The following is a 19,318-nucleotide window of genomic DNA, read 5'->3' as shown; positions in this document are numbered from 1 at the left end:
CCCTGCGACCCCGCCCCCTCCCGTCGACTGGCGACTCCCCACCGGTGGCCCCGGCCCCTGGCCTGGGCCCGAGTCGCCCCGCTACATCGCCCGGAAGTCCCGTACCGAGAAGCGCGGTGCGCGCCGGGGCATCGCCGCCCGGCCCGACAGCAGGATCAGCCGGGCCGCCCGGTGCCGCTGACCGGCGTAGGGCGCGAGGAGCTCCAGCATCGCCGCGTCGTCCGTGCCGCGTTCCCCCGTGAGCGCGTAGCCGACCATGCGGGGCAGATGCAGATCCCCGACCGTGATCGCGTCCGGTGTGCCGTTGCTGCGCTGGAGGGTCTCCGCCGCCGTCCAGGGGCCGATGCCCGGGACGAGCTGAAGACGCTGTGACGCGGCGTCGAGATCCATGGCCGCGGCCTCCTCCATCCGCCGGGCGACCCGCACGGCCCGCAGGATCGTCGCCGAGCGCTTGCCGTCCACGCCCGCCCGGTGCCACTCCCACGACGGAATCAGCGCCCAGGTACGCGGATCGGGCATGACCCGCAGGCGCTCCATCGGCCCCGGCGCGGGCTCACCGTGCCGCTGGAGCAGCAACCGCCAGGCCCGGTACGCCTCGTCGCTGGTGACCTTCTGCTCCAGGATCGAGGGGATCAGCGACTCCAGCACCAGCCCGGTCCGGATCAGCCGCAGTCCGGGGTTCCGGCGGTGCGCCTCGTGGACGAGCCGGTGCCGTGGGGTGAACGCGGACGGATCGTCGTCGTCGCCGAGGAGCGAGGGCAGATGGTCGAGCAGCCACTCGGCCCCCGGCCCCCAGGCCCGGGCCTCGACCCCATTGCCGTCCCGCGCGATCCGAAGGGTCCCGGGCCCTGCCGGGGTCCGGCTGGCCCGCCAGAACGCCCCCTCCGCGTCGACGCGAAATGCCGGATCCCCCGGCCCCCGCTGGAGCACACCGAGGTTCCGCGCGAGGTCGTACGCGCAGGAAGGCACCCACACACGACGTCCCACCACGCCGCCACCCTAAGCCCTGCCCGGTAGCCCACGGCCGGGACCCGGCGGGGGTCGCTCCCACCCCCGCCCGCCACCGGGCCGGTGACGGCGACGATGCGGGAGGGGGCGGGGTCGCGCCCACCCCCGCCCAGTCGCCCGCCGCCGGGCGGACTGGAGCCGGACCGGGCCCGGGGCCATCGGCCGGTGGTCTCCCACCCCGCCCAGTCGCCCGCCACCGGGCGGACTGGAGCCGGACCGGGCCCGGAGCCATCGGCCGGTGGTCGCCGACGGCGGGAGGGGGCGGGGGCGCTCCCACCCCCGCCCAGTCGCCCGCCGCCGGGCGGACTGGAGCCGGACCGGGCCCGGAGCCACCGGCCGGTGGTCGCCGACGGCGGGAGGGGGCGGGGGCGCTCCCACCCCCGCCCAGTCGCCCGCCACCGGGCGGACTGGAGCCGGACTGGGCCCGGAGCCATCGGCCGGTGGTCGCCGACGGCGGGAGGGGGCGGGGGCGCTCCCACCCCCGCCCAGTCGCCCGCCGCCGGGCGAACTGGAGCCGGACCGGGCCCGGAGCCACCGGCCGATGGCCGCCGACGGCGGGAGGGGGCGGGGTCGCAGGGGTGGGGTCCTGGACGTTCCGTATATTTGTGGCGCCCAATTCCGGCCCACCCCACGTCTCCGGGCACCGGCGCCAAAAAATATACGAGTCCAGGACCCTGCCCCGGAGGCCCCGCACCCGCACCACCCACCGAACCGACCGCACCCCCACGCCCCCGCACCACGAAAACGCACCCGCACAACCCCCACACCGGCGCGCACCCCCACCCCGCGCGCCCCGGGCCCACAACCCCAGGCCCACCACGGCAACGCGAGCGCAGCGCTACCGCACCACCACGAAGCCGTCCACGCCCCGCTCCGGCCGCGCCGGGGGCGCGGCGGCGGGGTGGCCCACGGCGACCGCGCCCATCGGGTCCCAGTCCTCCGGCAGGCCCAGCACCTCCCGCACCACCGGTCGGCAGAACATCGTCGACGACACCCAGGCCGACCCCAGCCGCTCGCCCGCCAGCGCGATCAGCAGGTTCTGCACCCCGGCTCCGGCCGCCACCACGAACATCTCCCGCTCCGCCGCGTTCCGCCGGGGGTCCGGATACGTGTGGGCGCCGTCCGCGACCAGGCACGGCACCACCAGGTACGGCGCCTTGCGCAGCACGTCACCGCGCCGCACCCGCTTGGCGATGGACTCCTCCGAGAAGCCGTCACCCCGCAGGTCCGCGATCCACGCGTCCCGCATCGCGTCGAGCAGCCGCACCCGCGACTCCTCCGACTCCAGCAGCACGAACCGCCACGGCGTGGTGTGGTGCGGCGCGGGCGCGGTGACGGCGGCGGCCACGGCGCGCCGCACCGCCGCGCCGTCCACCGGCTCGTCGGTGAACTCGCGGACCGTACGGCGCAGGGTCACCGCTTCCCGCACGGCCTCCGAGGTGCCCAGCCGGAACATGTCGTCGGCGGCACCGCGCACCAGCGGCCGCGCCCCCGCGTCGGGCCCGCCCGCCCCGGGCCCATCGGCGTCGGGCCCGTCCGCGCCGGGCCCATCGGCGTCGGCGTCGGCGTCCGCATCCAGGGCCACCACATGCGGCAGCCCCCGCAGCACCGCCACCGGCAGGCCGTCCGCCTTGCCCTTGACCAGCTCTCCGGCGGCGGCCAGCTCGTCGGCGGTGGCGACGACGGTGACGCTCAGCGCATTGCCGTACGTGTCGGTGCCGCCCCGCAGGTCGTCCAGGACGTGCACCCCGGCCGCGCCGATGGCGACGTCGGTGACCCCGGTGCGCCAGGGCCGCCCGAAGGTGTCGGTGACGATGACGCCGACGTCCACGCCGAGCGCGTCCCGCAGTCCGGCCCGGATGGCGCGGGCGGAGGCGTCGGGGTCCTCGGGGAGCAACAGGATGGTGCCGGCCGGGGTGTTGGAGGCGTCGACCCCGGCGGCGGCCATGACCAGGCCGTGCCGGGTTTCGACGATGCGGGTGCGCCCGCGCCGGGCGACGACCCGTACGGTCTCGGCGTCTATGGCGGCCTCACGGTCGTCGCCCGCGACGACGCGCCCCTCCGCCTTGCTGACGATCTTCGAGGTGACGAGCAGGACGTCGCCGTGCGCGAGCCCCGGCAGGCCGTCGGCGGTCGCGGCGTCGGCGATGAGCTTGGCGAGGTCGTCGCCGGACCGCACCTCGGGCAGGCCGGGGAGGGCCCAGACCTGGTACGAGGGCGTCTCCCGGGAGGGCGATCCGCTCATGCCCGGACCTCCTCGGCCAGCGCCAGCGCCGCGGCGGCCATGCGCGCGGTGGCCTCGGTGTCGGTCATCATGAGCGGAAGGGCCCGGCAGCGGATCCCGGCGGACTCGACCTCGTCGACCGCCCCGGCGTCGACCTCGTCGACGAGCCAGCCGTCGAGCAGCCCGGAGCCGTAGTGCTTGGCGACGGCGGCGGCCGTCGATTCGACGCCGACGGCGGCGAGCACCTTGTCGGCCATGCCGCGCACGGGCGCGTCCCCGACGATGGGGGAGAGGCCCACGACGGGCACCCCGGCCTCGGCGATGGCCTCGCGCACCCCGGGGACGGCGAGGATGGTGCCGACGCTGACGACGGGGTTGGACGGCGGGAAGAGGACGACGTCGGAGTCGGCGATGGCCTCCAGGACGCCGGGCGCGGGCTTGGCCTGGTCGGCGCCGACGGGGACCACGGCGTGGGCGGGCACGGAGGCGCGCATCCGGACCCAGTACTCCTGGAAGTGGACGGCCTTGCGGCCCTCGCCCTCGGGGTCGTCGATGAGGACGTGCGTCTCGACGCGGTCGTCCGTCATCGGCAGCAGCCGCACCCCTGGCTGCCACCGCGCGCACAGCGCCTCGGTGACGGCGCTGAGCGGGTAACCGGCGCTCATCATCTGCGTACGGACGATGTGCGTGGCGAAGTCACGGTCGCCGAGGCCGAACCACTCGGGCCCCACGCCGTACGCCGCCAGCTCCTCCTTGACGGCGAAGGTCTCCTCGGCCCGGCCCCAGCCCTGCTCCTCGTGGATGCCACCGCCGAGCGTGTACATCACGGTGTCGAGGTCGGGGCAGACCTTGAGGCCGAAGAGGTGGATGTCGTCACCGGTGTTGCCGATGACGGTGATGTCGGCGTCGGGAACCGCCGACATCAGACCGCGAAGGAAACGGGCGCCGCCGATGCCGCCTGCCAGAACCACAATGCGCATGGAGGACAGTCTGTCAGCCGAAGGCTGATCCGTTGAGGGTGGTGGTGGGCGACGGGAGGGCAGTCTGTCAGCCGAAGGCTGATCCGTTGAGGGTGGTGGTGGGCGACGGGAGGGCCTTGCAGTCGGCTCGGACAACGGAACCGTGCGGGGCGGGCTCAGCGCAGGACGTCGAGGGGGCCGGGGGCGGCCGTCTCCGCGGCCGTACCGGCGGTCTGGGTGGGGTGCAGCGGCATCTCGGTCAGGCCGGGGAAGTAGATGTGCAGGCTGACGGCGGGTTCGAGCGCGTCGTTGACGACGTCGTGCACGTATCCGGGCGCGAAGACGCGCTGCGCGCCGGCGCGCAGCGTGTGCCGTGCGCCGCTGTTCGTCCCCACGCGCTCGGTCAACTCGCCCTGGAGCACGGTCAGTACGCCCGAGGAGCGCCCGTGGTCATGGGCTCCGCTGCCCTGGCCGGGCACCCAGCTGAGCAGCCAGACCTCATAGCCGGGGCCGGTGCGCAGCCGGTGGTACCAGCGGGTGGTGGCGTCGTACCGGACGAGCGGCGCCCAGCCGTCGCGGTCGGCGGCGATGTCACGGGCGAGTCCGGCGAAGCCGGAGACGGTGGTGGGGTGCGCGGGTGCGGGCGGCAGCAGATGCGGGATGGCGAGCGGGTCACCGGCGATCTGGACGTCGCTGTTCATGTGGGGGTTCCTCGGCGGAGAAGCGCGGTGGTGCGCGAAGCGGAGCTGTGCGGGGTGACGCAGGGAGACGCGAAAGAGACGCGAGAGGAGAAAGCTGGAGCTCAGAGGGGCATCAACAGCTGGAACAGCGACAGCGAGCCTGCACGGCGCAGCGGAACCCGTGGGCACGGGTCGACTGGGGCGCGTGGGTCACTGACATGAGGACAAGGACAGCGGGTCCCCGCCCTCCTGTCAACTTGATCTCCCGTTCGGCGGCCCTCGTTCACCTCATCCGGTCGATGTGGAGGCAGAAAGGTTTGTTCCCGCGTTAGTCGGAGAGGTGGCGCAGCATCGGCCCCCGATGCAACGAGAACGTGTGTGCAACGGGAACGGCGTTCACGGCGTCCTTCACGGGTGAGAGCGATGAGGAACTGGGGACGCCGGGGACAGCTGAGGGAAACGTGTCGCGTTTAGGCCGATTTGAACACTTTCCGCGCAGCCTTGGTTCCGCAGAGTGAATAAGAGGCCCAATAGCAGATCTCGGCTTGACTGGCCCGGATCGGCGCACTTGTAATTTCACACGTGTCGTTCTGCCGGTTTGACCCATGGCACCAGGGCACGGGGACGGCACCGGGGACGCAAAAACAGACGAGGGGCGCACATGACCGAGTTGTTCCAGCAACTGCTGGTCGAAGAGGCGGACGAGGAGCTCGGTTGGCAGGAGCGCGCACTGTGCGCCCAGACCGATCCCGAATCGTTCTTCCCGGAAAAGGGCGGGTCCACGCGCGAGGCGAAGAAGGTCTGCCTGGCCTGCGAGGTCCGGTCCGAATGCCTCGAATACGCCCTCGCCAACGACGAGCGCTTCGGCATCTGGGGCGGCCTCTCCGAGCGGGAGCGCCGCCGCCTGAAGAAGGCCGCGGTCTGACGAAGAAGGCCGCGGTCCGGCCACATCGGCACAGCTCACGGCGGAGCACGCGGTCCGTCCCCCGTCGGTAGACGATCAACCCCGTGACGCGAAGCGTCTCCATGAGGGGTGGTGGCCGGGTGACGGGCGGGCGGACGCCTGCGTACGCAGCCGTTAGTGTGGGGGCCCGTCCGAGGCGCGCCAATGTCCCCCTGGGGCGGGCTCGTCCACCGCAGTCCAGCGAACCGGGGCCCGTACCTCGATGTCCGTGCACAGCCACTCGGCGGCCCCACACCCGGCCGCCTCCGCCGGATTTGCCGCCGCGCAACCGGCACCTGAGTTCCCGCGCCATGTCGTCACCGCCGTGCTCGTCTCCCACGACGGCGCCCGCTGGCTGCCCGACGCGCTGTCCGGCCTGCTCGGCCAGGAGCGGCCCGTGCAGGGCGTCGTCGCCGCCGACACCGGCAGTGCCGACGAGTCGGCCCGGCTGCTGACCGAAGCCCTCGGCGAGGACCGGGTCCTGCACCTGGCGCGCCGCAGCGGTTTCGGTACGGCCGTCGCCGAGGCCGTCCGCGGCGCCCCGGTGCTGGGGCCCGAGGAGCTGCCGTACCTCAAGCGCCCCAGCGGCTGGGACCCCGTCAACCGCGTCTGGCGCGACGACGCGTACGACATGCCGGAGCTGCCGCACGGCGAGCCCATCCAGTGGCTGTGGCTGCTGCACGACGACTGCGCGCCCGCCCCGGATGCGCTCCACGAGCTGCTGCGGGTCGCCGACGCCGAGCTGCTGGCCAACCGCGAGGCCGCGATCATCGGCCCCAAGCTGCGCGGCTGGTACGACCGCAAGCAGCTGCTCGAAGTGGGCGTCAGCATCGCCCGCAGCGGCCGCCGCTGGACCGGTCTGGAGCGGCGCGAACAGGACCAGGGCCAGCACGACCAGGTGCGGCCGGTGCTGTCGGTCTCCAGCGCGGGCATGCTGGTGCGCCGCGACGTATGGGAGCAGCTGGGCGGCTTCGACTCCCGGCTGCCCCTGATGCGGGACGACGTCGACCTGTGCTGGCGCGCCCACGCCGCGGGCCACCAGGTGCTCATCGCGCCGGACGCCTCCCTGCGGCACGCCGAGGCGTCCGCGCGCGAGCGGCGCCCCATCGACTGCGTGGGCCGCTCGGTGGCCAGCCCGCACCGCGTCGACAAGGCCGGTGCCGTCTACACCCTGCTGGTCAACACCCGGGGCGCGCTGCTGCCCTATGTGATGCTGCGGGTCGTCTTCGGCACCCTGCTGCGCACCCTCGCCTATCTGGTCGGCAAGGTGCCGGGCCAGGCACTGGACGAGGTCACGGGCCTGTCCGGCGTGCTGCTGCGGCCCGGGAGAATCAGCGCCGCGCGCAAACGGCGCGGCCGCCCGGCGACCGAGGCGAGCGAGCTGCGGCCGCTCTTCCCGCCCTCCGGGGCGACCGTGCGGGCGACGGTCGAGCAGGTGGCCAGCAACATCGGCGGACGGTCGGAGCCCGAGCTGTCCTCGGGCGGCCGGCACGGGGCCGTGGAGTCCGGGCCGACCGGCGACGACGCCGACTTCCTGGAGATCGAGCAGTTCGCGCGCGTCAAGCGGATCGCGCGCAAGCCGGGCCCGGTGCTGTTCGCCGTGCTCCTGCTGGTCTCGCTGGTCGCCTGCCGGGAGCTGCTGGGCACCGGCGCGCTCGCGGGCGGCGATCTGCTGCCCACCCCCGGACACGTCACCGACCTCTGGGCGAGCTACGTCGACGGCTGGCACCCGGTCGGCACCGGCGGCACCCAGAGCGCACCGCCGTATCTCGCCGCCCTCGCCGCACTGGCCACGGTCTTCCTGGGCAGCACCGGGTTCACCCTCACCCTGCTGCTGGTCTGCTCGGTGCCGCTGGCCGGGTTCATCGCGTACTTCGCCTCCCGGCCGCTCGTCGAGTCCCGGCTGCTGCGCGCGTGGGGGAGCGTCGCGTACGCCTTCCTCCCGGCCGCCACCGGGGCGCTCGCGGGCGGGCGGCTCGGCACCGCGGTGCTGGCCGTCCTGCTGCCGCTGATGGCGCGGGCGGCGGCCGCCGCGGGCGGCTTCCGGGCGGGCGGTACGAAGGGCAGGCTGCCGAGCTGGCGCGCGGCATGGGCGTACGCGCTGCTGCTGACGTTCACCATGGCGTTCACGCCGGTCGTCTGGCCGATCGCGCTGCTGCTGTCCGCCGGTGTGCTCGTCCTGCGGTACCGGCAGGGCGAGCCGCTCGTGGCGTACGGGCTGCGGTTCCTGGCCGTCGTCCTCACCCCGCTGCTGGTGCTCGCCCCCTGGTCGGTCGATCTGCTCACCGATCCGGTCCGCTTCCTGAAGGAGGCCGGGCTCGACAGCGGCAGCGGTGCCGCGTCCGCCCTGGACCTGCTCGCGCTCAGCCCCGGCGGCCCCAAGGGCGGCGGCACGCTGCTGCTGCTCGGCTTCGTACTGGCCGCGCTGGCCGCACTGATGCGCGGCGAACGGCAGTTGACGGTGCGTACGGCCTGGGTCGTGGCGCTCACCGGGTTCCTCTTCGCGGCGTTCAGCAACGGCTCCGCCTGGGCGGGGCCCGCGACCCTCGTCTACGGCCTGGCGCTGCTGACCGCCGCCGTGGTCGGCGCCGAGGGCGCCAAGGAGCGCGTGGCGGCGCAGAGCTTCGGCTGGCGCCAGCCGGTCGCGCTGATCATCGCCGTCGCCTCGGCCGCCGCCCCGCTGTACGCCGCCGTCAGCTGGATGGTCAGCGGCGCGGACGGCCCGCTGTCACGGCGCGAACCCTCCCAGGTCCCGGCGTTCGTGGCGGCCGAGAGCGCCACCCGGGACCAGGCCCGCACCTTGGTGCTCACCGGCAGCGACGCCCGCACCGACTACGCCCTGGTGCGCGGCTCCGGCGCCCGGCTCGGCGACGGCGAACTCGCCGCCGCGGGCGGCGCCGACACCCGCCTCGACGACGTCGTGGCCCATCTGGTCGCGGGCTCCGGCGCCGACCAGACCACCCGGCTGAGCGCCTACGCGGTGCGCTACGTGTACGCACAGCAGGGCGCCCCGCGCGACATGACGCGCGTGCTGAACGCGACGCCCGGCCTCACCCAGCTCAGCAGGGACGACCACGGCACCCTGTGGCGGCTCGACCAACGCGTCGCGCGGGTCTCCATCGTCCCGCCCGGTTCCAGGGGAGGGACGGGGACGTCGGCCGCGCCGGTGCCGGTGGCGGCCGGTCCCGTCGAGGCGCACACCACCATCCCGGACGGTGCGGACGGGCGTGTGCTGCGGCTCGCCGACCGGGCCACCGCCGACTGGAAGGCCACGCTCGACGGCAAGCCGCTGACGGCGAAGACCCTCGACGGCTGGGCACAGGGCTTCGAACTCCCGGCCAACGGCGGGCGGCTCGACCTGACGTACGACACCCCGATCGCCCACACCGCGTGGGTCTGGGCGCAGGGGCTGCTCGCGGTCGTCCTGCTGGTGCTCGCGCTGCCGGGCCGCCGCCGTGACGTGGACGACGACCTGCCCGAGGCGGAGGCCGCCGCCACCGCCATCACCGCCGAGGACCTGGCGGGCGACGGGCGCCGGGCGCGGCGGCTGCGGGCCGCCGCGGATGCGGCGCAGGCCGCGGAGGCGCCGCGGGACGTTCCGGCGGACGGCGGCGCGCAAGCCGACGCGACCCCGCCGCCCCCGCCGCCCGCGCCGCCCGCCGAGCCGCCGGTGTTCATCCCGGAGCCGTTCGTACCGCCGCAGCCGGACCAGCAGCCGCAAGCGCAGCCGTACGGGCAGTGGGACGCGCAAGCGCCGTACGCCGACGCCGGATACGGGCAGTACCCGGCCGACCAGTACCCGGGCGGCTATCCGTACCCGCAGGGGCAGTACCAGGACGCCCCGTACCCGGCGGACCCGTACGCGGGCGGCCCGTACCCCGACGCGTACGCCCCCGATCCGTACGCCGCCGGTCAGTACGCCGATCCGTACGCCTACGACCAGCAGCAGCCCTACCCCGACGGCACGTACCCCGCCCAGGGCGACACGACGTACGGCGGCGCCGACCCCGAGGGCCGCCGCGACGGGAGCGATCAGCAGCGATGAACCGCACCACCCTGTCCCTGATCGGCACGGCCGCGGCGCTGGCCGCCGTCACCGGCGTGGCGACCCTCACCGGCGGCCCGTCGGACGACGCGGGCACGGCGGCCAAGGCCGCCAGCCGGCTGCCCGTCCAGCGCTCCACGCTGCTGTGCCCGGCGCCCAGCTCCTCCGACGTGAGCCGTACGACGTACACCGCGTACACCCCGAAGCGGAGCGGCGGCGGCGCGGCGGGCGGCGGGACCGCGAAGGCCGAACTGCTGCCCGCGGAGAGCACCCCTGACGAGGTGTCGGAGGAGGACGATCCCCAGGGCGGGAAGGGCAAGAACGACCCCGTCCTGCCGCTGAAGCGCCCCGGCGCGCCGGTCACCACCGACACCGACCGCTCGGGCGCCCCCGCGCTCATCGGCACCGCCGACGGCCCGCTCGCGCCCGGCTGGACCGTGCAGCAGACCACCGCGATCGACGCGGGCAGCGGACGCGGCCTCATGGGCACCGCGTGCACCGCCCCGGACACCGACTTCTGGTTCGCCGGAGCGTCCACCGGCAAGGACCGGCAGGACTTCGTCCATCTGACCAACCCGGACGACCGGGCGGCCGAGGTGGACCTCACGATGTACGGCCCGAACGGCCGCCTCAAGCCCGCCAGCGACGAGTCGATCACGGTCCCGGGCCGGTCCACCGTCCCCGTCCTGCTCTCCACCCTCACCGATCAGCGGTCCACCGATGTCTCCCTCCATGTGACGGCCCGCAGCGGACGGGTCGGCGCCGCCGTGCAGGCCATCGACGAGAAGCGCGGCGGCGACTGGATCCCGGCCTCCGCGGTGCCCGCCACGAGCGTCGCGATCCCCGGCATACCGTCCGACGCCACCTCGGCGCGGCTGGTGGTCTTCGCGCCCGGCGCGAACGACGCGGACCTCAAGGTGCGGCTGGCGGGGCCCACCAGCTCGATCACCCCGGCCGGACATGAGTCCCTGCACGTCAAGAGCGGGATGAGCGCGGCCATCGACCTCGGCGACGTCACCAAGGGCGAACCGGGCTCGCTGCTGCTCGCCCCCGAGGACAGCGAGGGCCCGGCCACCCCGGTGGTCGCCGGGCTCCAGGTCACCCGCGGCAAGGGGAGCGACCAGGAGACGGCGTTCATCCCCGCCACCGGCGCCATCGAACGCTCCGCCACCGCCGCCGACAACCGCACCAAGGGCTCCGTCCTCTCCCTGGTCGCCCCGGGCGGCACCGCGAAGGTCCGCGTCACCGCCTCGGCGGGCAGCGGGGGCGGCACCCCGGCCAGTGAGACCTACACGGTCAAGGGAGGCACCACGAAGGCGGTCGCCCCGCCGAAGCCGTCCGGTGCCAAGGGGCAGTACGCCGTGACCGTGGAACGCCTCTCGGGCGGCCCGGTCCACGCCTCCCGCATGCTGTCCCTCCCGGAGGGCGACGTCCCGGCCTTCACGATCCAGTCCCTGCCGGACGACCGGGGGACGGTGGAGGTCCCGCACGCGACGCAGGACCTCTCGGTCCTGAACCGCTAGGGGGTGAGTGGGGCGCGGCAGGAGTCCGGCTCGCGCCCCACTCCTGCCCGTACCGCCTACTCCTGCCCGTACCGCGGATCCACCGACTCCGGTTCCAGCCCCAGCAGCTCGGCCACCTGCTCGACCACGACCTCGTGCACCAGCAGGGCGCGCTCGTCCCGGTTCTTGGTGCGGATCTCCACCGGGCGCCGGTAGATCACGATCCGGTCGGGCGCGTCGCCGCGCGCCGCGATGAAGCGCCCGAGGGGGACGGACTCACCGTCCCACCCGTCGGTGAGGCCGGGGCCGTGCGGCGGATGGCCGTCGAGGCCGTGCCCGGACGGCGCGTCGGCACCCCCGCCGACCCCGGTGACCGGCACCTCCAGCACCGTGAAGTCGACTCCCGACAGCTGTGGCCACCGTCTCTCCAGCCGCTCCGCCGAGTCCTGCACAAGATCGATGAAGGACTCGGCGCGGCTGACCGACAGCGGTACCTGGGGCGGCGCAATCGGACCGCGCATACCCCGGCCGTGCCGATCGCGGCGCCGGGGACGCGGCTCGGGCTGGTCGGACGGTACGGGCCTGGTCATCACTCACGAGGGTAGCCGTCGCCCCGCCCCCGCCACGTGCTTACTGGACAGCCATGTCCAATGTCACTTAATGAACATTTCGGCCATGCTTGCGTCCATAAACGGACTTCTCTTGGCTTGCTTCTCTGCTCGAGGATGACCCCTCTCGGTTCGAGTGCTGACCGGAATCATCCGCGGCGGCTCTCGGCCGTCCCGATGTCCGCGCTGGTCAGCCGGGAAGTGCACGTATCGGGTGCACGGGGCGAACCGGGACGACACGGCGGAGTGAGCTGGTGGAGAGTCGTCGCGGCCCGCTCAAGAGTGCGGTACCGTCCAACGTCGTGAGCCCTGTACGTCGCTGTTCGCGCACCGCCTGCGGCCGCCCCGCCGTCGCGACGCTGACGTACGTCTACGCGGACTCGACCGCGGTTCTCGGACCGCTGGCCACCTACGCCGAGCCGCACTGCTACGACCTGTGCTCGGAGCATTCGGAGCGGCTGACCGCCCCGCGCGGCTGGGAGGTCGTCCGGCTGGCCGTGGACACCGGTCCGGCCCGGCCGAGCAGCGACGATCTCGAAGCCCTGGCCAACGCGGTGCGCGAGGCGGCCCGCCCCCAGGAGCGCGCGGCCGGAGCGGCGGGCGGATCCGGAGCGTCCGGCTCGGTCGGCGGGGGCGGACAGAGCGGCCGGGAGGCCGACCCCCGGGAGGTGGCCCGCCGCGGTCATCTGCGGGTGCTGCGCTCACCGGAATCCTGACGCTTCGCCCGTCATCTCCCGCCCGCCGCGCGGACAATTTTCCGGCACCAGTCGATCACTTCCCTCCAGGGCATTGACGCGAACTCGTCACGGACAGACCATTCCTGGACCCCGAGTCCTCCATTTCCGCATCACGGATGTGGACTTCCAGGATTCCCCAGGAGGCCCGTGTGTTCGTGCAGCAGTTGGAGCCCGTCGCCGATTCGCTGACCCTCTCCGCCCTCGTCGCCACCCTCCCCCTCCTCACCGTCCTCGCCCTGCTCGGCGGGGTGCGGATGCGCGCCCACTACGCGGGGCCCATCGGCCTCGCCGTCGCCGTCCTCGTCGCCTGTCTCCCGTACGGGATGCCCCTCGGGCAGACCCTCTCCAGCGCCGCACAGGGCGTGCTCTTCGGGCTCTTCCCCATCATGTGGATCGTCGTCAACGCCCTCTGGGTGTACCGGATGACGGTCCGCACCGATCACTTCGACGTCCTGCGCCGCTCCTTCGGACGGCTCTCCGACGACCCCCGCGTCCAAGCCCTCGTCATCGCCTTCTGCTTCGGCGCGTTGCTGGAGGCCCTCGCGGGATTCGGCGCCCCGGTGGCCATTTGCGCGGTCATGCTCGTGGCGCTCGGCTTCGACCCGGTGCGCGCCGCCGTCGTCGCGCTCGTCGCCAACACCGCGCCCGTCGCCTTCGGCGCCATGGCCACCCCGGTGGTGACGCTCGCTCAAGTCACCGGGCTGCCGCTGGAATCCGTCGCCTCCGTCGTCGGACGGCAGACCCCGCTGCTCGCCCTCGTCGTCCCCCTGCTGCTCGTCGTGCTGGTCGACGGGCGGCGCGGGCTGCGCGAGACCTGGGTGCCGGCGCTCGCCTGCGGAACCGCCTTCGCCGTCGCCCAGTTCGCCGTCTCCAACTACCTCTCCGTCCAACTCGCCGACATCGCCGCCGCGCTCATCGGCGCCGCCGCGCTCGTCGCCGTACCCGCCGCCCGGCGGCCCGCCGAGGAGCCGGTGCGCGCCGCCGTACTCACAGGAGTGCGCAGCGACGACCTGGACCACGTGGACCCGCGCCCCGAGGTGCTGCGCGCCTACGCCCCGTACGCGCTCATCGTCGCGATCTTCTCCATCGCCCAGATCGGCCCGGTCAAGGACCTGTTGGCCGAGGCCACCCGCACCGTCGACTGGCCGTTCCTGGACGTCGCCAACCCCGACGGGGAGCCGGTCAGCGGCAACCTCTTCGCGCTGCCGCTGCTCGCCACCGGCGGCACCCTCGTCCTGCTCGCGGGCATCGCCACCGCCGGCGTCCTGCGGGTCGCCGCGCGCGACGCGCTGGGGGAGTGGGCGGCCACCGTGCGCGAGCTGCGGCACGCGATCCTCACGGTCACCTCGGTGCTCGCCCTCGCGTACGTCATGAACCTCTCCGGGCAGGCCGCCACCATCGGCCACTTCGTCGCCGCGGCCGGGGCCGGGCTCGCCTTCCTCTCCCCGGTGCTCGGCTGGTTCGGCGTCGCCGTCTCCGGCTCGGACACCTCCGCCAACGCCCTCTTCGGCGCCCTCCAGGTCACCGCCGCCCGCGAGTCCGGGCTCTCGCCGGACCTGCTCGCCGCCGCCAACAGCTCGGGCGGCGTCCTCGGCAAGATGATCTCCCCGCAGAACCTCACCATCGCGTGCGCCGCGGTGGGGCTCAAGGGACGTGAGGGGGATCTGTTGCGGAAGGTGCTGCCGTGGAGCCTGGGGCTGCTGCTGTTGATGTGCCTGATCGTCGTCGCGCAGTCGTCGTTCCTGCTGGGCTGGATGCTGCCGTGAGCCGATGACGCGCGGCCCATGACGCGCGCCGCGCGCGATGGGCCTCACAGTTGCCGCCCAGGTCGGAAGGGTAGGTTTTGAGATCCGTGGACACCGTCCGCGGATCCTGTCCGTGGAGACCTCCAAGAAGGACTTCGAGAAGGGGTTGGCTGTGCCCGACTTGTCGCAGATCGTGAAGGCGTACGACGTCCGCGGTGTGGTCCCGGACCAGTGGGACGAATCGCTCGCCGAGCTGTTCGGCGCCGCCTTCACCCGGGTGACCGGCGCGGCCGCGATCGTCGTCGGCCATGACATGCGCCCCTCGTCGCCGGGCCTGTCGCGCGCCTTCGCCCGCGGGGCCGCCTCCCTCGGAGTGAACGTGACCGAGATCGGCCTCTGCTCCACCGACCAGCTCTACTTCGCCAGCGGCCACCTCGACCTGCCCGGCGCGATGTTCACCGCCAGCCACAACCCCGCCCAGTACAACGGCATCAAGATGTGCCGGGCCGGGGCCGCGCCCGTCGGCCAGGACACCGGCCTCGCCGAGATCCGCTCCCTGGTGGAGGAGTGGGCCGAGACCGGAGCCCCCGAGCCCGCCGCCGACCCCGGCACGATCACCCAGCGCGACGTCCTCACCGACTACGCCGCCCACCTGCGCACCCTCGTGGACCTCACCGCCATCCGGCCGCTGAAGGTCGTCGTGGACGCGGGCAACGGCATGGGCGGCCACACCGTTCCCACCGTCTTCGAGGGGCTCCCGCTGGAGCTGGACGCCCTCTACTTCGAGCTGGACGGCACCTTCCCCCACCACGAGGCCAACCCCCTCGACCCCAAGAACATCGTCGACCTCCAGGCCCGCGTCCGCGAGACCGGCGCCGACATCGGCCTCGCCTTCGACGGCGACGCCGACCGCTGCTTCGTCGTCGACGAGCGCGGCGAACCGGTGGCCCCCTCCGCGATCACCGCCCTGGTCGCCGCCCGCGAACTGGCCAAGCACCCGGGCGGGACGATCATCCACAACTGCATCACCTCCTGGTCCGTCCCCGAGGTCGTCAAGGAGAACGGCGGCACCCCCATCCGCACCCGCGTCGGCCACTCCTTCATCAAGGCCGAGATGGCCCGCACCGGCGCGATCTTCGGCGGTGAGCACTCCGCGCACTACTACTTCCGCGACTTCTGGAACGCCGACACCGGCATGCTCGCCGCCCTCCACGTCCTGGCCGCCCTCGGCGGCGGGCAGCAGCCCCTGTCGCAGCTCGTCGAGCAGTACGACCGCTACGCCGCCTCCGGCGAGATCAACAGCACCGTCGCCGACCAGACCGGCCGCATGGAGGCCGTCAAGGCCGCCTACGAGGGCCGCAAGGCCGAGGGCATCGAACTGGACGAGCTGGACGGCCTGACGGTCACCAGCGCCGACTGGTGGTTCAACCTCCGCCCCTCCAACACCGAGCCCCTGCTGCGCCTGAACGTAGAAGCCCGCGACCCCGAGACCGCGGACCGCGTCCGCGACGAGGTCCTGACCACGGTCCGCGCCTAGCCGCACCCCGGGCCCCCGCCGGGCCGCTGTCGCGCCCCCGCGGGGGCGGTCGGCCAGTGCCTCCAGGGCCCCAGCTCCTCCGGGGGTGACCCCCAGCCCCTCCGGCGTTTGAGGAGCGGGGTCCAGGGGCGGAGCCCCGGCGGGGGTGCAGGGGGCGGAGCCCCCGCAACGGGGTCCGGGACGGAGCCCCGGTTTCGGGAAGGGGCGGGGTGGGGGAAATGGCGCCAGCAGCGCCCCCACCGAGCGTCGGCGGAGCCACCCGAAACATCCCCACCCCGCAACCCAGGAGGCGGCCCCGGCACGGCCCACCGGCCGCGGCGAAGCCACCCCCGGCGGTACCCTGACCACGCCGGACCCACGTCCGGCTGGACCACATCCGAAGGGACACCCCATGCCGCTCGAAGCCGGTCTTCTGGAGATTCTCGCCTGCCCGGCGTGCCACGCCCCGCTCCGCGAGGAGGAGGCCGAGGAGACCCCCGAGCTGGTGTGCACGGACGGCAAGGGATGCGGTCTGGCGTACCCCGTCCGGGAGGGCATCCCGGTCCTGCTCGTGGACGAGGCGCGCCGCCCGGCCTGACAGCGACGGACGACGCCCGACGACGCGACGCACGCCGCATCCAGCCCGCACCGCCCCGCCCACGGCGATCGGAGGCCGTAGCTCCATGCTCGACGAATCCCTCCTCGACGCCCCGGAGGCCCTCGCCCGGGCCGATACCCGCGGGCTGCTGCGCGCGGCCGCAGAATCCGGCGCCAGGGTCCGTACCGCAGCCCGGCACGCCGCCGAGGCGGGCGTCGCGGACCTGAAGCCGGACGGACGGCCGCGCGCCGTCCTGGTCGCGGGCCCGGGGGCGGCGGGAAGCTGCACCGCCGATCTCCTCGGCGCGCTCAGCGGCGGCAACATCCCGGTGAGCCTGATCGGCCCGACCGGCGTCGCACCGGCTCCCGGCGCGCTGCGCTGGGCGCTGCCCGGCTGGGCGAGCCCGCTGGACCTGCTGGTCATCGCGACGCCGGACGGTACGGAGCCGGGGCTGCCGCGCCTCGTGGAGCAGGCGTACCGCCGGGGCTGCGCGCTGGTCGCGGTGGCCCCGGGGCATTCGCCGCTGGCGGGCGCGGTGGCGCAGGCGCGCGGCCTGATGGTGCCGCTGGCCACGTCCTCGTACGGCCCTCCCGGCGTCGGCCCCGGGTACGCGACGACCCCACTCGACGAGCCCCCGAACACGACCGCCACCACCACACGACCCGAAGAGCAGCCCCAGGGCCCGCCCCCCGAAGGCGCTCTGGGCGAGCCCGCCCCCTCCGGCGGGCACCCCCACCACACCACCCCGCCGCACATAGAGCCGCCGGGTACCGCACCGGACGAGGTCACCGGCCCCGCCCTGCCCGGCACGCTGTGGGCGCTGCTCACGCCGCTGCTCATGCTCGTCGACCGGATCGGCCTGATCTCCGCGCCGCCCGCCGCGCTCCAGCAGGTGGCCGACCGGCTGGACCGGGTCGCCGAGCGCTGCGGGCCGGCCATCGCCACGTACACCAACCCCGCGAAGACGCTCGCGGCCGAGCTGGCCGGGGCGCTCCCGCTGCTGTGGACGGAGGGCCCGGTGGCCGCCGCGACCGGACGGCGCTTCGCGGGGCTGCTCGCGTCGCTCGCCGGGCGCCCCGCGCTCGCAGCCGATCTGCCCGGCGCACTGGCCGCGCACGGCACGCTGCTGGCGGGGGCCTTCGCGGGCGGGGCCGACCCGGATGACTTCTTCCGCGACCGGGTGGAGGAGCCGGAGGCGCTGCGCGCCCGGATCGTGCTGCTGCACGACGAGCCGGCGGGCCCCGTATCGGCCGTCCCGGCGGCCCGCGAACTCGCGCTGGCGCACGAGACGGGGTTCAGCGAGCTGGAACCGGACGAGGGAAGCCCGCTGGAGCGCGCGGCCGAACTTCTCGCCATCACGGATTTCGCCGCCGTTTACCTCGCGCTTGCTGCGGCGGATAGAACTTGAGGCCGTACGCGAGGCCATGAGCGGCCCGCGCCGGAAATCGGCACCCCATCGCCCGGACAGTCAGGAACCGCACCGCATGGACCGCCTCGTCAACACCGTGCGCCCCTACGCCTGGGGCTCCCTCACCGCCATCCCCGAACTGCTGGGCACCCCGCCGACCGGCGAGCCGCAGGCCGAGATGTGGATGGGTGCGCACCCCGGGGCGCCGTCCCGCCTCGACCGCGGCGAGGGCTCCGTCGCGCTGTCCGACGTGATCGCGGCCGATCCGGAGCGCGAGCTGGGCGCGGGCGCCGTACGGGCCTTCGGGCCGCGGCTGCCGTTCCTCCTCAAGGTGCTCGCCGCGGCCTCGCCGCTCTCCCTCCAGGTGCATCCGGACCTCGCGCAGGCGAAGGAGGGCTTCGCGGACGAGGAGGCCCGCGGCGTCCCGGTGGACGCCCCGCACCGCAACTACAAGGACGCCAACCACAAGCCCGAGCTGATCTGTGCCCTCACGCCGTTCAACGGGCTGTGCGGCTTCCGCGATCCCGACGAGGCCGCCGCGCTGCTGGCCGGACTTGAGGTCGACTCGCTCAAGCCGTACGTCGACATCCTGCACGCCCACCCCGAGTCGCACGCCCTGCGCGAGGTGCTGACGGCCGTGCTGACCGCCGACCGCGAGGCGATCGCCGAGACCGTGCACCAGGCCGCGGCCGCCGCCGAACGGCTGGGCGCACTCGACGGCCCGCACGCCCCGGCGTACGCGGCGTACGCCACCATCGCCCGGCACTACCCGGGCGACCCCGGCGTGATCGCCGCGATGCTGCTCAACTTCGTGACGCTTCAGCCCGGTGAGGCGCTGTACCTGGGCGCGGGCGTCCCGCACGCCTACCTCGACGGGCTCGGCGTCGAGATCATGGCCAACTCCGACAACGTGCTGCGCTGCGGTCTCACCCCCAAGCACGTCGACGTCCCCGAGCTGCTCCGCATCGTCCGCTTCGAGAGCGACGCCCCGGCCGTACTGCGCCCCGAGGAGGACCCCTCCGGCGAGGAGCTGTACACCACCCCGATCGACGAGTTCCGGCTCTCCCGCTACGTCCTGGCGGAGGGCGCCGCCCCCCGTCGGTTGTCCTCCTCCGGCCCGCAGATCCTGCTGTGCGTCGCGGGCGAGGTTTCGCTCCGCGGTGACGATGGACTACGGCTGGCACGCGGCGAATCCGCCTTCGTCGGGGCGGGCGAGGAGGTCACCGTGACCGGCGACGGCACTGTGTTCCGGGCCACACTGACCGCCTGAATTCAGGCTCCTGCGGCGGGCTGGAACAATGGCCCGCCGTAGCGGCAGTAAAGCTCAAGCAAAACTGCCATGAGC

14 protein-coding genes are annotated in these 19,318 nt (G+C 74.1%); 9 read left to right on the top strand and 5 right to left on the bottom strand.

Translation table 11 applies throughout. From position 1 onward, the window contains the following. Positions 1-81 precede the first annotated feature (81 nt). The 4 genes from HYQ63_RS17630 to HYQ63_RS17615 form a co-directional block, all read right to left on the bottom strand. Positions 82-990 carry a DNA-3-methyladenine glycosylase gene (locus HYQ63_RS17630; protein ID WP_179934816.1) on the bottom strand — a complete coding sequence of 303 codons (909 nt, stop codon included), beginning with the start codon at positions 988-990 and terminating at the stop codon, positions 82-84. A gap of 856 nt (positions 991-1,846) precedes the next feature. After that, complete coding sequence (locus tag HYQ63_RS17625) at positions 1,847-3,253, bottom strand: coenzyme F420-0:L-glutamate ligase (protein ID WP_179934815.1); 1,407 nt, start codon at positions 3,251-3,253, stop codon at positions 1,847-1,849. Then, complete coding sequence (gene cofD / locus HYQ63_RS17620; RefSeq protein WP_179934814.1) at positions 3,250-4,212, bottom strand: 2-phospho-L-lactate transferase; 963 nt, start codon at positions 4,210-4,212, stop codon at positions 3,250-3,252. Before cofD ends, HYQ63_RS17625 begins: the two co-directional genes overlap by 4 nt. Positions 4,213-4,367: 155 nt before the next feature. Continuing rightward, positions 4,368-4,892, bottom strand: coding sequence for a cysteine dioxygenase family protein (locus HYQ63_RS17615; protein WP_179934813.1), 525 nt, complete (start codon positions 4,890-4,892; stop codon positions 4,368-4,370). 640 nt (positions 4,893-5,532) lie between these two features. On the opposite strand from HYQ63_RS17615, the gene HYQ63_RS17610 reads away from it, so the two are divergent. The 3 genes from HYQ63_RS17610 to HYQ63_RS17600 all read left to right on the top strand — a co-directional run bounded on the left by HYQ63_RS17610 (position 5,533) and on the right by HYQ63_RS17600 (position 11,382). Continuing rightward, positions 5,533-5,796, top strand: a complete 264-nt coding sequence (locus HYQ63_RS17610; RefSeq protein ID WP_004952403.1) for a WhiB family transcriptional regulator — start codon at positions 5,533-5,535, stop codon at positions 5,794-5,796. Between the two features lie 241 nt (positions 5,797-6,037). Beyond that, entirely contained in the window at positions 6,038-9,859 is a 3,822-nt protein-coding gene (locus HYQ63_RS17605; RefSeq protein WP_179934812.1) for a glycosyltransferase family 2 protein, read from the top strand. Beyond that, positions 9,856-11,382, top strand: coding sequence for a DUF5719 family protein (locus HYQ63_RS17600; RefSeq protein ID WP_179934811.1), 1,527 nt, complete (start codon positions 9,856-9,858; stop codon positions 11,380-11,382). The genes HYQ63_RS17605 and HYQ63_RS17600 overlap by 4 nt, the downstream gene beginning before the upstream one ends. A 56-nt stretch (positions 11,383-11,438) precedes the next feature. On the opposite strand, the gene HYQ63_RS17595 is transcribed toward HYQ63_RS17600, so the two are convergent. Next, a complete protein-coding gene (locus HYQ63_RS17595; protein ID WP_373689106.1) occupies positions 11,439-11,951 on the bottom strand; it encodes a metallopeptidase family protein in 513 nt (170 codons plus the stop codon). 272 nt (positions 11,952-12,223) lie between these two features. Here HYQ63_RS17595 and HYQ63_RS17590 point away from each other — a divergent pair, with 272 nt between their 5' ends. From HYQ63_RS17590 to manA, 6 genes are all read left to right on the top strand, one after another. Beyond that, positions 12,224-12,685, top strand: coding sequence for a DUF3499 domain-containing protein (locus HYQ63_RS17590; RefSeq protein ID WP_179934810.1), 462 nt, complete (start codon positions 12,224-12,226; stop codon positions 12,683-12,685). A 170-nt stretch (positions 12,686-12,855) separates the two neighbouring features. After that, on the top strand, positions 12,856-14,472 hold the full coding sequence (locus HYQ63_RS17585) for an L-lactate permease (protein WP_179934809.1): 1,617 nt from the start codon (positions 12,856-12,858) through the stop codon (positions 14,470-14,472). 151 nt (positions 14,473-14,623) lie between these two features. After that, complete coding sequence (locus HYQ63_RS17580; protein WP_179940216.1) at positions 14,624-15,988, top strand: phosphomannomutase/phosphoglucomutase; 1,365 nt, start codon at positions 14,624-14,626, stop codon at positions 15,986-15,988. 391 nt (positions 15,989-16,379) lie between these two features. Further along, complete coding sequence (locus HYQ63_RS17575) at positions 16,380-16,565, top strand: Trm112 family protein (RefSeq protein ID WP_009717411.1); 186 nt, start codon at positions 16,380-16,382, stop codon at positions 16,563-16,565. An 85-nt stretch (positions 16,566-16,650) separates the two neighbouring features. Beyond that, the gene (locus tag HYQ63_RS17570; protein WP_179934808.1) at positions 16,651-17,973 is read left to right on the top strand and encodes an SIS domain-containing protein; all 1,323 of its coding nucleotides are present in this window, start codon (positions 16,651-16,653) and stop codon (positions 17,971-17,973) included. A gap of 76 nt (positions 17,974-18,049) precedes the next feature. Then, entirely contained in the window at positions 18,050-19,243 is a 1,194-nt protein-coding gene (gene manA, locus HYQ63_RS17565; protein WP_179934807.1) for a mannose-6-phosphate isomerase, class I, read from the top strand. Positions 19,244-19,318 lie beyond the last annotated feature (75 nt).

The sequence above is a fragment of the Streptomyces sp. Rer75 genome (assembly GCF_013414305.1).
In the GTDB taxonomy this organism is placed as follows: domain Bacteria; phylum Actinomycetota; class Actinomycetes; order Streptomycetales; family Streptomycetaceae; genus Streptomyces; species Streptomyces himastatinicus.
The sequence above is the reverse complement of the archived record's forward strand: the minus strand, read 5'-3'. Positions and strand labels throughout refer to the sequence as shown.